The organism is Pseudomonas sp. W2I6, assembly GCF_030815935.1.
Taxonomy (GTDB): Bacteria; Pseudomonadota; Gammaproteobacteria; order Pseudomonadales; family Pseudomonadaceae; genus Aquipseudomonas.
In genome coordinates, this window is sequence record NZ_JAUSXJ010000001.1 from 699441 (window position 1) to 712569 (window position 13129).

Annotated in this window: 14 protein-coding genes; 9 read left to right on the plus strand and 5 right to left on the minus strand. The window is 60.5% G+C overall.

The window, feature by feature from the left end:
• Nucleotides 1-97: 97 nt before the first annotated feature.
• Nucleotides 98-1282, plus strand: a complete 1185-nt coding sequence (gene pobA / locus QF039_RS03375) for a 4-hydroxybenzoate 3-monooxygenase (RefSeq protein WP_173883010.1) — start codon at nt 98-100, stop codon at nt 1280-1282.
• Between the two features lie 74 nt (nt 1283-1356).
• The gene (locus QF039_RS03380) at nt 1357-2868 is read left to right on the plus strand and encodes an MDR family MFS transporter (RefSeq protein ID WP_177019679.1); all 1512 of its coding nucleotides are present in this window, start codon (nt 1357-1359) and stop codon (nt 2866-2868) included.
• 115 nt (nt 2869-2983) lie between these two features.
• On the opposite strand, the gene QF039_RS03385 is transcribed toward QF039_RS03380, so the two are convergent.
• The gene (locus QF039_RS03385; RefSeq protein WP_307516943.1) at nt 2984-3472 is read right to left on the minus strand and encodes a type VI secretion system tube protein Hcp; all 489 of its coding nucleotides are present in this window, start codon (nt 3470-3472) and stop codon (nt 2984-2986) included.
• 185 nt (nt 3473-3657) lie between these two features.
• On the opposite strand from QF039_RS03385, the gene QF039_RS03390 reads away from it, so the two are divergent.
• Together QF039_RS03390 and QF039_RS03395 are read left to right on the plus strand one after the other, a co-directional pair.
• Complete coding sequence (locus tag QF039_RS03390; RefSeq protein ID WP_307516945.1) at nt 3658-4572, plus strand: NAD synthetase; 915 nt, start codon at nt 3658-3660, stop codon at nt 4570-4572.
• Nucleotides 4569-5036: a hypothetical protein gene (locus tag QF039_RS03395; protein WP_307516947.1), complete on the plus strand. Its 468-nt coding sequence runs from the start codon at nt 4569-4571 to the stop codon at nt 5034-5036. Before QF039_RS03390 ends, QF039_RS03395 begins: the two co-directional genes overlap by 4 nt.
• 150 nt (nt 5037-5186) lie before the next feature.
• Here the strand turns inward: QF039_RS03395 and QF039_RS03400 are convergent, their stop codons facing one another.
• Genes QF039_RS03400 through QF039_RS03410 form a run of 3 tightly spaced genes read right to left on the minus strand, consistent with a single transcriptional unit; the run spans nt 5187 to nt 7223 of the window.
• A complete protein-coding gene (locus QF039_RS03400; RefSeq protein WP_307516950.1) occupies nt 5187-6026 on the minus strand; it encodes a cache domain-containing protein in 840 nt (279 codons plus the stop codon).
• 55 nt (nt 6027-6081) lie between these two features.
• On the minus strand, nt 6082-6552 hold the full coding sequence (gene cynS / locus QF039_RS03405; RefSeq protein ID WP_003210659.1) for a cyanase: 471 nt from the start codon (nt 6550-6552) through the stop codon (nt 6082-6084).
• A 29-nt stretch (nt 6553-6581) separates the two neighbouring features.
• On the minus strand, nt 6582-7223 hold the full coding sequence (locus QF039_RS03410) for a carbonic anhydrase (protein WP_177019677.1): 642 nt from the start codon (nt 7221-7223) through the stop codon (nt 6582-6584).
• A gap of 112 nt (nt 7224-7335) precedes the next feature.
• Between QF039_RS03410 and cynR the strand changes: the two genes are divergently transcribed.
• Nucleotides 7336-8202 (plus strand): transcriptional regulator CynR, encoded by an 867-nt coding sequence (gene cynR / locus QF039_RS03415; protein ID WP_307516953.1) that lies wholly within the window; start codon nt 7336-7338, stop codon nt 8200-8202.
• On the opposite strand, the gene QF039_RS03420 is transcribed toward cynR, so the two are convergent.
• Complete coding sequence (locus QF039_RS03420) at nt 8177-8953, minus strand: transporter substrate-binding domain-containing protein (RefSeq protein ID WP_008437921.1); 777 nt, start codon at nt 8951-8953, stop codon at nt 8177-8179. The genes cynR and QF039_RS03420 overlap by 26 nt on opposite strands.
• Nucleotides 8954-9340: 387 nt before the next feature.
• Between QF039_RS03420 and QF039_RS03425 the strand changes: the two genes are divergently transcribed.
• From QF039_RS03425 to QF039_RS03440, 4 genes are all read left to right on the plus strand, one after another.
• Nucleotides 9341-10714, plus strand: a complete 1374-nt coding sequence (locus QF039_RS03425) for a glutamine synthetase family protein (RefSeq protein ID WP_307516955.1) — start codon at nt 9341-9343, stop codon at nt 10712-10714.
• Between the two features lie 145 nt (nt 10715-10859).
• Nucleotides 10860-11510 carry a class I SAM-dependent methyltransferase gene (locus QF039_RS03430; protein ID WP_177066770.1) on the plus strand — a complete coding sequence of 217 codons (651 nt, stop codon included), beginning with the start codon at nt 10860-10862 and terminating at the stop codon, nt 11508-11510.
• 122 nt (nt 11511-11632) lie between these two features.
• On the plus strand, nt 11633-12766 hold the full coding sequence (rnd, locus tag QF039_RS03435) for a ribonuclease D (protein ID WP_003210666.1): 1134 nt from the start codon (nt 11633-11635) through the stop codon (nt 12764-12766).
• Complete coding sequence (locus tag QF039_RS03440; protein WP_003210667.1) at nt 12763-13056, plus strand: YcgL domain-containing protein; 294 nt, start codon at nt 12763-12765, stop codon at nt 13054-13056. Before rnd ends, QF039_RS03440 begins: the two co-directional genes overlap by 4 nt.
• Nucleotides 13057-13129: the final 73 nt, after the last annotated feature.

Below are 13129 nucleotides of genomic sequence, written 5' to 3' on the forward strand. Positions count from 1 at the left end.
GGCACTCAAGTGAAAAATGCCAGCAACACCTTCAATGACAACTCTTTCACCGGATACGTTCGGATGAAGCTTGCGGGCCATAAAAATAATGAAAACGCTGAAAACCCAAGTCGCCATCATCGGCGCCGGTCCCTCGGGGCTGCTGCTCGGTCAACTGTTGCACAACGCCGGGATCGAAACCCTGATTCTTGAGCGCCAGACGCCGGATTACGTGCAAGGGCGCATCCGTGCCGGGGTGCTGGAACAAGGCATGGTCGACCTGCTGCGCCAGGCCGGCGTGAGTGCGCGGATGGATGCCGAAGGCCTGGTGCATGAGGGCTTTGAGCTGGCGCTGAATGGGCAACTGACCCATATCGACCTCAAGACGCTGACCGGCGGCAAGACGGTGATGATCTACGGGCAAACCGAAGTCACCCGCGACCTGATGGCCGCGCGCCAGGCCAGCGGCGCGACAACGTTGTATGAAGCCGGCAACGTGCAGCCCCATGATCTGAAGAGCCCGGAGCCGTGGCTGAGCTTCGAACATAAAGGCGAGCATTACCGGCTGGACTGCGACTACATCGCTGGCTGCGATGGTTTTCACGGTGTGGCGCGCCAGTCGATTCCCACCGAGGCATTGAAAGTCTTTGAACGGGTCTATCCGTTTGGCTGGCTGGGCATCCTCGCCGACACCCCACCGATCCACGATGAACTGGTGTACGCCAAACACGAACGTGGCTTTGCCCTGTGCAGCATGCGTTCACCGACTCGCAGCCGTTATTACCTGCAGGTGCCGGCCGATGAGTCGGTGGACGACTGGTCCGATGCACGCTTTTGGGATGAACTGAAAACCCGCTTGCCCAGCTCACTCACCGAGCAACTGGTGACCGGCCCGTCCATCGAAAAGAGCATCGCGCCACTGCGCAGTTTTGTGGTGGAGCCGATGCAGTACGGCCGCCTGTTCCTGCTGGGCGACGCCGCCCACATCGTGCCGCCCACCGGCGCCAAGGGTTTGAACCTGGCGGCCAGCGATGTCAGTACCTTGTTCAATATCCTGCTCAAGGTGTATCGCGAGGGCCGAGTGGAATTGCTGGAGAAGTACTCGCAGATTTGCCTGCGGCGGATCTGGAAGGCCGAACGGTTTTCCTGGTGGATGACCTCGATGTTGCACCAATTCCCTGAGGCGGACGGCTTCAGCCAGCGCATCGCCCAGAGCGAACTGGAATACTTCGTCGACTCCGAAGCCGGTCGTAAAACCATTGCAGAAAATTACGTCGGACTTCCTTACGAGGCTATCGAATAGTCAGCTATCTAGTACACTGACGAGCATTCCCGCGGGCCTCCTTTTCCCGCGGGCCCTTGCTCGCAGGTTCTGCCGTGACCAACCTCAATCAGCCCGCCACACCCGCCGTGCGCAGTGTCCTTGTCGCCTTGATGATGGCGATCTTTCTCGGGGCCCTGGACCAGACCATCGTCGCCGTTTCCATGCCGGCGATTTCCGCGCAGTTCCATGATGTAAACCTGCTGGCCTGGGTGATCTCCGGCTACATGGTGGCAATGACCGTGGCCGTGCCGATCTACGGCAAGCTCGGCGACTTGTACGGGCGCCGGCCAATGATGCTGATCGGCATGGGGCTGTTCACCCTCGCTTCACTGTTCTGCGGCATGGCCCAGAGCATGGAGCAGTTGGTGCTGGCGCGGATCCTCCAGGGCATCGGTGCCGGCGGGATGATTTCGGTCAGCCAGGCGATTATCGGCGACATTATTCCGCCCCGTGAGCGCGGGCGCTACCAGGGGTACTTCAGCAGCATGTACGCGGTGGCGAGCGTGGCCGGCCCGGTGTTGGGCGGCTACATGACCGAGTACCTGTCGTGGCGCTGGGTGTTCCTGATCAACCTGCCGCTGGGCGCGGGCGCCTGGTGGGTGGCCCATCGCACGCTGGTGGGGCTGCCGGTGCCGCAACGCAAGCCGGTGATCGACTACCTCGGCACTGTGCTGATGATCGTCGGTTTGACGGCGCTGTTGCTGGGTATCACCGAAATCGGCCAGGGCCATCATTGGCGCGACGATGAAGTGCTGGGGCTGTTGGTCTGTGCCGTGGTGGCGTTGACGGTGTTTGTGTGGCACGAGCGTCGGGCGCGGGAGCCCTTGTTGCCGATGCACCTGTTTGCCAACCGCAGCGCGGTGTTGTGCTGGTGCACGATTTTCTTTACCAGTTTCCAGGCGATTTCCCTGACGGTGCTGATGCCGCTGCGCTACCAGACCGTCACCGGTTCCGGTGCCGACAGTGCCGCCTTGCATTTGCTGCCGCTGGCGATGGGCTTGCCGATGGGGGCGTATTTTGCCGGGCGCATGACCTCGGTGACCGGGCGTTATAAACCGATGATCCTGATTGGCGCCTTCCTGAGCCCGATCGCGATTTTCGGCATGGCGTTGAGTGCGCCTCAGGCGGTGGCGGTCACCAGTCTGTTTATGTTGCTGTGCGGGATTGCCGCCGGGATGCAGTTTCCGACTTCCCTGGTGGGTACGCAGAACTCGGTGGAGCAGCGGGATATCGGGGTGGCGACCAGCACCACCAACCTGTTCCGTTCCCTGGGCGGTGCGGTTGGGGTGGCATGCATGTCGGCGCTGTTGCTGGCGTTGTTGCAGGACTCCAGTTTTGCGCACCTGGCCAGTGGGGCGCTGGTCGCGGAAGGGAGTTCGGGGAATGTGCTGCTGGATGGCTTGAATGCGGCGCCTGGGCCGGCGCAGGATGCCTTGCGGGGGGAGTTGTTGATTACCTTCAGGCATTTGCTGATGGTCAGTGCCGGGGTGTCGTTGTTGGGGTTGGCGGCGGCGATTGCCATGCCTGATCGCGTGTTGCGGGGTCGGGAAGACAAGGCCAAATAGTCGAAAAAATGAAGATTAAATGTGGGAGCGGGCTTGCTCGCGAATGCGGTCTGTCAGTTGATAAATAGGTTGGCTGATACACCGCATTCGCGAGCAAGCCCGCTCCCACATTCGATCACATTTTGATGTTTTCGCGGATATTCCAGCCGTACTTGACGGCGCCACCATCCTTGCCGCCGTCGGCCTTTTGCGGTTGATAGCCGACTTCGACCTTGGCGAAATTCAGGCCGATAATCTCGGTCAGTACATCCGCGGTTTCCGTTGCGTCGGCTTGGTAGGAGGTGACCATGACTTCCTTCAAGGTGATCACCAGATACTCTACGGCGCTGTCGCCCCCGGCCTTGCGTACTACCAGCCTGGCTTCGGGGTAATGCTTGCCGGTGGAGCAGGCCATCATCAGGTTGGGCGAGGATTTATCCATACGCTTGGTGATCATCAGGTTATCCATGTTGACCTTGCCGGCGCCACCGCCAGTGCCGCTATGCATGGAGCCGGATTGGGACATCCCCCAGTTCCATTCGGTGATATCGATCTCGTCGCGATGGACCTGGTCCCTTGACTCTCCCTTGATGTCTCCCAGTTTCAAAAACATATCAGTTGCCATCGTCGTTCCCTCTTAAGTTTCGCCGGTAGTGGCGGGGGGACGTACCTTTTCTTAATTCGGATATTGCCCACAAGACCGTGGGAAGTGATCAGGAAGTGCCTGTCTGGAAAAGAGGAGTTTTCCGACATTCTTCGAGGGGATTGAATCTTTACGCTCTGCGCTCTTTAAGACCAAGGAGTAAAGGGATGACTTCCAGCTTACTGAAAGACGGCTTTCCCAGTGCCCATCTCACTACCCGGCAGCGGGTGGAAAGCAGCATCGACGTGCGCCGTCTGTTTGCTGCCATCGACGCCGATCCCGCCATTGTCGGGGCCGGGGTGGTGTATCTCGACGGGAATCTACGGGCGGTTGTGTTGCGTGAGTTCCAGCCGATTTGCAGCATCGTGCCGAAGAAGGTGATTTTGCGCGAGGCACCGCGCTCTGTCGGGAGAGTGGAGTTTATTCGGCGGCTGGAGCATGAGCCGCGGGAATCGCAGGTGGTGTTTGAGTTGGTCAATATGGCTTTGGCCTGCACGGCTGCCTGGATGAGTTGGAGGGTTGCGATGAGTGGCGCTTCACTAATCCCGTTCAGTGGCGGCGCCTCGGGCGTGGTCGCTGCCATTGGTGTATCAGCCGGGTTGGCAAGCGGTGCTCAATGCATTAATGGGTTTTTCCGAGTTCGTAACGAATTGGTGAATCCCGCTCGTAATGACTACTTGGATAGCGAAGAGTGGTATCAGAACGTAATGATCGGACTGGATTCTGTTTCATTATTGGGAGCAGGTACCTCATTGTTGACAACCGTCAAATTGGTGAACGTGGCCAAGACATCGACAGGTAAAACGCCGCGTCAGGTTCTCAAAGGGCTTAATCGTCAAGAACGTGCAAGGCTTACGAGTGAGCTGCTGAGCGTTAAGCATCCAGAAATGACTCGCAGAATGATCAAGCTCAAGCAAATGACAGGAGCTATGCCCAAGCGGCATACACCCACTGAAATCAGGCAGGGCACATTTATCCAGATACAAGAGGCGTTGGGAGCTGCGCTTGGAATAGCCAGTAGCGCCTTGGCCGGGAATATCAGAATCATCGCAGTCGGACTGTATGAGGAGATACCAGAGTGACTCTGTTGCTTTCCCTTCGTCCTTTTCTAGCGCGTTACCTTCCTGTCCTGATGGCAGGGATTTATGTAGCCTTTGTCGGAGGCACAGCAACCGTCTCGTTGGCTGGGAACACTTATTTTCGGGCTGTGCCTTTGGATGTTGGCGCCAGGGTGGAGTTTGGAGTGTGTATAGCTTTGAGTGTGGTTATTACGCTCAGCAATTTCATGGTTTTATATGGGCGATCCAAGTGGGTGTGGGCTCTAGTGGTCTACTTTATTGTTTGTCTGTTGACGGCACTGCCGACAATTCAGTTCTCTCCCAATAAGTTTATTTACGCAGAAAGTCTATTTTGGCCATTATTGGGCCTGCTGATACTTAACAGCAGGCGCCATCGGGAAATGCGTGGAAAGTTCCTCGAGCTTCGCTACAGGCGAAAGCGGATCAGGGAAATACTCCGCCGTCGGCAAAGGAAGTTTTCCGACTGAAAAAAAACAGGACGTTACGATTAACATGTGGGAGCGGGCTTGCTCGCGAATGCGGTCTGTCAGCTGATAAATAGGTTGGCTGATACACCGCATTCGCGAGCAAGCCCGCTCCCACATTCGATTGCGTTCCAGCATTTAAATAGCTGACCTTCACGGGCTGTAATACCCCACAGCCACCATGAAATGTCCGGTTTTGCGCAAATACGCATGCTTGTTCTCAACCTTTCCGGTCACCGGATTTTTCCAGCGGTACCTGTATTCCCCCTGATCCTGCTCGGCCATGACCGCCAGGATCGGCTCACCCACCGGCTTCCCGTCGGGATCCTTGATCTTGCTGAAATCCGTATTCACCAACCGCGGAGTCGTGCCATGGGCCACGTAGCGCTGGGTGTCGAGGTCAACCACAAACACATACAAATCGTCCTGTAGAAAACCACCCTGCATGGCGTTGATCGCCTTGAGCGTTCCAACCGGGTCTTTCTCCAGCGCCTTGACGGCTTTGTTCCGCAGCGCTCTGGCATGTTCCGGCGTCGCCCGCGGCAGGTAGTAGCCAACGGCCAAAATCCGCTGCCCGACGCGCTGGTAATACACATGTTTGCGCTCCACCTTGCCGTCATTCCAGTTCTGCCACCGGTAATCGGCCTGCTGGATGCCACTGCCTTCCGGCACCGCCAACGCCTCCTTGAACGACTTGTTCAGATCCGGCCCCAGTACCTCGGAAACATCGCGCCCGATCAACGCAGAAGAGGGCCCGCCACTCGCCAGCAGCACGCCCTTGGTGTTGACCACGAACACATAACGGTCCTGGTCGACGAATTCACCCTGGCGGCTGAACGCCGCAAAAGCCTTGTCACCATTCGTCTGGTAATACGCCAAGGCCTTTTCCAGCAAGGCCTTGGCGGCTTGGGCATCCGCCTCCTCAGCGGTGGCGGCGTGCACCTGGCCAACACATAACAGCAGCAGCCAGGTGGCTCGGAGCATTGCCTTCATTACCCGTCCCTCGATCTTGTTGGTGTGCCAAGAGCGTAGACGGTTTGCCGGCAAATCAGAACGGTTTGGTCGGCAGGTATTTGCCATCCAGGGTGATCACCGCGCGGGAGCCGCCGTCCGGGTCTTCGACCTTCTTGATGTCCAGCTTGAAGTTGATCGCGCTGATGATGCCGTCGCCAAATTGTTCGTGCACCAGGGCCTTGAGGGTCGAACCGTAGACCTGCAGCATTTCATAGAAACGGTACATGGTCGGGTCCGTCGGCACGCCGCCCGGAAAGCTGCCGCGCAGGGGCACGGTTTGCAGCAGGCGGCTGGCGTCCTGGTCGAGGCCAAGCTTGTCGCAGACCACATCAGCAGCGTCCTTGGGCAGCGGATGCTGGCCGAGCAGGGCGGCGGTGACGAACGCCAGGCTCAGGCCGGTGCCGTCAGTGAGGTCCTGCCATGACAGGTTCTTGCGCGCCTTGATGTCGATGACGGTGTCGGCCAGGGCCAGGCGTGGGGATTGGGCGAATTGGGATTGCAACATGGTGATGTCCTCTTGGGTTTGAATAAGGTTCAGGCGGCGTGGGCACGGGTGGCCGGGTGGTCGAGCAGCGACATGAAGCGCCCGCTGCGGCCATCCAGGGCGTCGATGGCGCCGCTTTCGATGTCGTAGACCCAGCCGTGCAGGCTCAAACGGCCTTGTTCCAGGGCCAGGGCCACGGAAGGGTGGGTCTTGAGGTTGGCCAGTTGGGCGACCACGTTTTCCCGTACCAGCGAGTTCAGCCGGTCGGCATCCGATGCGTGAGTGCGGGCGGCATTGATCACCTTGGCCGACTCGGCGTGGCGCAGCCAGTTGGCCACGGCGGGTAAGTGATCCAGGCATTTGCAGGTGGAGATCGCGGTCATGGCGCCGCAGTCGGAGTGGCCGCAGATCACGATGTCGCTGACGCCGAGAACGGCCACTGCGTATTCGACGGTGGCCGACACGCCGCCAGGCTCCGGGCCGTAGGACGGGACGATGTTGCCGGCGTTACGGATCACAAACAGGTCACCGGGTTCCTGCTGGGTCAGCAGTTCCGGGACTACGCGGCTGTCGGAACAAGACACGAACAACGTGCCGGGGTTTTGCGTGGTAGCCAGGTGTTTGAACAGGTCGCTGCGTTGAGTGAAGGCTTCACCCTGGAACTTGCGAAAGCCGTCGATGAGATCTTGCATGGTGGTTCTCCTTGCGTCGCTGATGGGGCAAGGATGGAAGTTTTCAGCTATAGCGTCCAAGACCGGCTTATTATGGTTTCTATAAGTCATGCCTATAGTTGGAGCGCCTTCCATGTTGCTGCGTCATATCCGCTACCTGCTGGCCGTTGCCGAGCACCGTAATTTCACTCGGGCGGCGGAGGCGCTGCATGTGTCGCAGCCGACCTTGTCGCAGCAGATCCGGCAACTGGAAGACACTCTCGGTGCGCCACTGCTGGACCGTTCCGGCAGACGCGTCAGCCTGACCGATGCAGGCGAGGCCTATGTGCGGTTTGCGCGCCTGGCCTTGCAGGATCTGCAGGCCGGCACCCGCGCCATGCATGACGTGCAGGACCTGAGCCGTGGCAGCTTGCGCCTGGCGATGACGCCGACATTTACCGCTTACCTGATCGGGCCGCTGCTGGCGCGATTTAACGGGCTGTATCCGGGGATTACAGTGAGTGTCGAGGAGCTGACCCAGGACCGCATGGAGGCGGCACTGACGGAGGATTTGCTGGATATCGGCATCGGTTTTACCGGCGAGCATTTGCCGGATATCGAGTGTGAAGGGGTGTTTGTCGAGGCGTTGAGCGTAGTGGTGAGCGCCGGTCATCCCGGCATTGATCGACAGTCGTGGCTCCAGCAGCCGTTGGTGCTGCTGAATGCCGGCTTCGCCACGCGTCGCTATATCGATGAGTATTTTCGCAGCCAGGCGGTGAAACCGCTGATCACCATGGAGGCCAATTCCATCAGCGCGATTATCGAAATCGTACGAAATACGCAGTTGGCGACCATCCTGCCCAGCGCGATTGCCCTGGCGCAGCCGGGGTTGCAGGCGGTGCCGCTGAGCCCGCCGTTGCCGCAACGCACGGCGGCGTTGCTCAGCCGCAAGGGAGGCTATCGCAGTGCGGCGTGCAGGGCGTTTGTCGAGCTGGTCAGGGCGCAGCCAGCCACTGATTGATGATGCCGTCGTACACGCCGGTCACCGTGCTCAAGTGCAGCCACTGGTCCACATAACTCTTCCATGCGACATCATCGCGGGGCAGCAGGAACGCTTTCTCGCTGTACTGCATGTACCGCTCGGGATTCACCGCGCACAGTCCCGGCTTGAGCTTCTGCTGATACCGCGCCTCGCTGGCGTCGGTGATCATCACGTCCGCCTTGTTCGCCAGCAGTTCCTCGAAAATCGTCACGTTATCCGGGAACAGCGTCAGTTGTGCCTTGCCCAAATGCGCCCGCGCAAATACTTCATTGGTGCCGCCCGCAGGCTCGATCACGCGTACCTGCGGCTGGTTGATCTGCTCCACCGTCTGATAGCGCTGCACATCGGCGCAACGCACCAGCGGGATCTTGCCGTCGACGCCCAATGGCTGGCTGAAAAACGCCTTTTTCTGCCGCTCCAGGGACACTGAAATACCACCCACCGCAATATCACAGCGCTGGGCCAGGAAGTCCGGCATCAGGGTTTTCCAGGTGGTCGGCACCCACTTCACCTGCACCCCAAGGCTCTTGGCCAGGGACTGGGCCATCGAAATGTCGATGCCTTCGTAGCTGCCGTCCGGACGTAAATAGCTGTAGGGCTTGTAGTCGCCGGTGGTACAGACGCTCATTTCGCCGCGCTGGAGCACTTCATCCAGGCGCGACGCAGGGCTGTCGGCCAGGGCCTGGGCAGACAGGCCGGCCAGCAGGGAAAGGGTCAGCAATGCTTTCATGCGGTCGGGTCCTTGGGCATGGGCAGGGCCGCCATTATTTGCAAATGTTTAGCCACGGCACAACCAAACTCCATCAAGACTGGATTTAACGCCTTAACCTCGCGTGTGAGGCTGCCCGGCATCTCTTTACTGTGAATCCCGCATGGACGGTTCCCCCGACACACACCCTGAGACATCGCCAGGCGCCACCGCGTCCAGCCGTCCGGATCGTCGTCGAGTCACCGCTGATGCCCTCCCTTCCGAACTCGCCTTCTGGGCGCTCTGGCACTGCCGCCACGCACGCCCACCGGACACCTTTCTCCGACGTTGATTTGCCCGAATGGATGCCCCGCGCATCTGCCCGGCAGCGCCCGCGCGCCTGCCTGACGCGAACGTATGAGAATGCCCATGAGCACGCCCTTTGCCACCCTGCACGAAGCCCAGTCCTTTCTTGAGCAGAACCCGGATATCGAGATGTTCGAGCTGTTCATCCTCGACAACAACGGTGTGCCTCGCGGCAAACTGCTGCACCGCGATGAACTGCTGGCGGTCTATGAAAGTGGCCGGCCGCTGCCGAGTACCATCCTCGGCCTGACCATCAATGGCGACGACGTGGAGAACTCCGGGCTGGTCTGGGAAGTCGGTGATATCGACTGCCGCGCCTACCCGGTCAGCGGCAGTTTGCAGCGCATGCCGTGGCGCCTGATCCCGACGGCAGCAGTGCAAGTCAGCATGCACCCCACCGAAGGCATGCCCGCTACCGTGGCCGATCCCCGGCACCTGCTGGCCAGGGTGATTGACGACCTCAAGGCCGACGGCTATTACCCGGTGATGGCGGCGGAGCTGGAGTTCTATTTGCTCGACCAGAAACCCGACAGCAACGGCCGCCCGCAACCGGCGCGGGATGTCGACGGCGGGCGCCCGCGCTCGACCCAGGTTTACGGCCTGCGGGAGCTGGAGCAGATCGAACCGTTCCTCGCCGACCTCTACAGCGCCTGCAAACTCCAGGGTATCCCGGCGCGCACGGCGATTTCCGAATACGCCCCGGGCCAGGTGGAAATCACCCTGGAGCATCGCAGCGATGCCCTGCAAGCCATGGACGAGGCGGTGCGTTACAAGCGCCTGGTCAAGGGCGTAGCCCACAAGCACGGGATGACCGCGTGTTTCATGGCCAAGCCGTTCGACGATCAGGCCGGCACCGGCATGCACATGCACGTCAGCCTGGCGGACCGCGACGGCAATAACCTGTTTGCCAGCGAAGCGCCCGACGGCACGCCGCTGTTGCGCCACGCGGTGGGCGGCATGCTCAGCACCTTGCTCGACTCGTTGCTGATGTTCTGCCCCAACGCCAACTCCTATCGACGCTTCCAGACCAACAGCTACGCGCCGCTGGCCGCGACCTGGGGCGTGGACAACCGCACCGTCACGCTGCGGGTGCCCGGCGGGCCGGCGTTTTCCCGGCATATCGAACACCGTATCTGCGGCGCCGACGCCAACCCGTACCTCGCGGCGGCCGCGATTCTGGCCGGTATCCACCGGGGCATCCGCGAACAGCGCGACCCCGGCGCGCCGGTGGAGGGCAACGGTTATGCCCAGGCCAAGGAGTTGCTGCCCACCGATTGGCTGACCACCTTGCGTGCGCTTGAAGGCTCGGTTTGGGCGCGGGAGGCGTTCGGCGGCGAATTCCTCGGCGTGTACCTGGCGGTCAAGCGGGCCGAATACCGTCAGTTCATGGGCGAGGTGGGCGAGCAGGATTGGCGCTGGTATCTGCACCAGGCCTGAAGATGAAGGCGCTGATCACAGACAGTTAACAGACAGGCAGCGGGCTGGATACTGGATCTGCATTAACGGCGAACAATCCTTCGACCTTTTTTTCACGAGACGGTGGTTAAGCTGCGAATGTCTGATCCATTAACAGAGTCGTGTGATGCCGTCGCAACCGCCGTCTTCCATCGAGATTGAATTTGCCGAACGCGCTGGCCAGCAGCATGCCCTGGTCTGCGCCGACACGCGTCCGCCGGGGCTGTTGCGGCGCCTGGGGTTGTGGCGCGATGAGCAATTGGTGCGCCGTGCACTGAAGATCGCCGGCGAGCCAGGGCTGATCCTCGACCTGGCGTGCGGCTCCGGGCGCTTTTGGCCAGTGCTGGCCGAGCACAGCAACCGGGTGATCCTGGCGTCGGACAACTCCCAGGACATGCTCGACCACGCCCGTACCCATCACGCGCCGGGCTTGCTCAAGCGGGTCAAGACCTTCCAGGGCTCGGCATTTTCCATCGGCCTTTCGGCCAACGCGGTGGACTGCATTTTTTGCCTGGAGTTGTTTCGCCATGTGCCAACGGCAGAAGGGCGCCTGGCCCTGCTCGGTGAGTTTCATCGGGTAAGCCGCGACACGGTAATTGTTTCGGTCAACAGCGACAGCGGCTACCGGGCGTTGCAGCCTGGCCCGGCGGCAGTTGCCAGCCACCGGGCGCAAGTGGAGGCGGAGTTTCGCCTGGCGGGTTTCAAGGTCCTCGGTCAACAGGAGTTCATGCCCGGCTCAGCCATGTGGCGGGTGTATGTCCTGCGTAAGAGAGGATAAGTACCGACTGTCGGACTATTCTTCAGCTCCTATAAGAGTTTTCATGGCGGATGCTGTACTGCGAATGCTCGCAACTCCCTTTCGCGATATATACTGCGCGCCATTCTTCAAGGGAGAGCCGTGTGGCCATCGATATTCACTGGATCTGCGACAACGATAGCCTCGGCCAGCACTGCGCCGAATGGCAGCAGTTGCCATTCGTCGCCCTCGACACCGAATTCATGCGGGTCGACACTTTTTATCCCATTGCCGGGCTGATCCAGATCGGTGATGGCGTGCGCGCTTACCTGATCGACCCCCTGACCATCGACAACTGGCAACCCCTGGCCGCCTTGCTGGAGAACCCGGCGGTGATCAAGGTGGTACACGCGTGCAGCGAAGACCTGGAAGTGTTGCTGCGCCTGACCGGCAGCCTGCCGGTGCCGTTGTTCGACACGCAACTGGCGGCGGCCTACCTGAACCTCGGTTTCTCCATGGGCTATTCGCGGTTGGTGCAAGCCGTCCTCGATATCGAGTTGCCCAAGGGCGAGACCCGCTCCGACTGGTTGCAGCGGCCATTGTCCGAGACGCAAATCAGCTACGCCGCCGAAGACGCGGTGCACCTGGCAGAAGTCTACACACGCCTGCGCCCGAAGCTTTCCGACGACAAATACGCCTGGGTCCTGGAAGACGGTGCCGAACTGGTGGCCAACCTGCGCCGCGAAGTCGACCCGTACGAAGTTTACCGTGACGCCAAGCTCGCCTGGAAACTCTCCCGTGCCCAGCTCGCCGTATTGCGCGAACTGTGCGCCTGGCGCGAACAGCAAGCTCGTGCCCGTGACCTGCCGCGCAACCGGATCATCCGTGAGCACTCGTTATGGCCCCTGGCCAAATCCCAGCCGGATAACCTCGCCGCGCTGGGCAAGATCGAAGACATGCACCCGCGCACCGTGCGCCAGGACGGCGAGTTCCTGCTGGGCCTGATCAAGCGCGCCGGCAGCGTGCCCATGGACCAGTGGCCACCGGCGGTTGCCGAGCCATTGCCGGTGGACGCCGCCACGCTGATCAAGCAACTGCGCGCCCTGGGCCAGGCCGAGGCCGAACGCCTGGACATGGCGCCGGAACTGATGCTGCGCAAGAAAACCCTTGAAGCCCTGGTCAAGAGCGGCTACCCCGAGGGGCCTTACCAATTGCCAGATTCGCTGCGTGGCTGGCGCCGCGAACTGATGGGCCAGGCGCTGCTGGACAGCCTGGCCACTGCCGGAGAACAGCCTTGAAACGTATCTGCTCCATCTATCGCAGCCTCAAACGAAACGAGATGTACCTCTACGTGCTGAAAAGCGATGCACTGGAGCGCGTGCCGGAAAGTCTGCTGGCCGCCTTCGGCAAGCCGCACCACGCCTTCGACCTGGTGCTGAGCCCGGAGCGCAAGCTGTCCCGCGAGGACATCACCGTGGTTCTGGAGAACCTCGAAAAGCAGGGTTACCACCTGCAAATGCCGCCGGCCGAGGACGAGTACATCGAACACTTGCCCGAAGAGCTGCTGCGACGCAATGACCCGATGTGATCGGTCAGTGCCCCGTCCGGGGGCACATTCATCAATGGAATTCAATTTTTGGCGGCGGCCGCACGGTACAGTG

Excerpts from the sequence above, each read along its gene's own strand:
- QF039_RS03410 (WP_177019677.1), bottom strand. The coding sequence starts at position 7,223 with ATGCAAGATCTCATCGACGGCTTTCGCAAGTTCCAGGGTGAAGCCTTC.
- QF039_RS03390 (WP_307516945.1), top strand. The coding sequence starts at position 3,658 with ATGACTTCCAGCTTACTGAAAGACGGCTTTCCCAGTGCCCATCTCACT.
- QF039_RS03400 (WP_307516950.1), bottom strand. The coding sequence starts at position 6,026 with ATGAAGGCAATGCTCCGAGCCACCTGGCTGCTGCTGTTATGTGTTGGC.
- cynS (WP_003210659.1), bottom strand. The coding sequence starts at position 6,552 with ATGTTGCAATCCCAATTCGCCCAATCCCCACGCCTGGCCCTGGCCGAC.
- QF039_RS03420 (WP_008437921.1), bottom strand. The coding sequence starts at position 8,953 with ATGAAAGCATTGCTGACCCTTTCCCTGCTGGCCGGCCTGTCTGCCCAG.
- QF039_RS03425 (WP_307516955.1), top strand. The coding sequence starts at position 9,341 with ATGAGCACGCCCTTTGCCACCCTGCACGAAGCCCAGTCCTTTCTTGAG.
- QF039_RS03385 (WP_307516943.1), bottom strand. The coding sequence starts at position 3,472 with ATGGCAACTGATATGTTTTTGAAACTGGGAGACATCAAGGGAGAGTCA.
- QF039_RS03430 (WP_177066770.1), top strand. The coding sequence starts at position 10,860 with ATGCCGTCGCAACCGCCGTCTTCCATCGAGATTGAATTTGCCGAACGC.
- cynR (WP_307516953.1), top strand. The coding sequence starts at position 7,336 with ATGTTGCTGCGTCATATCCGCTACCTGCTGGCCGTTGCCGAGCACCGT.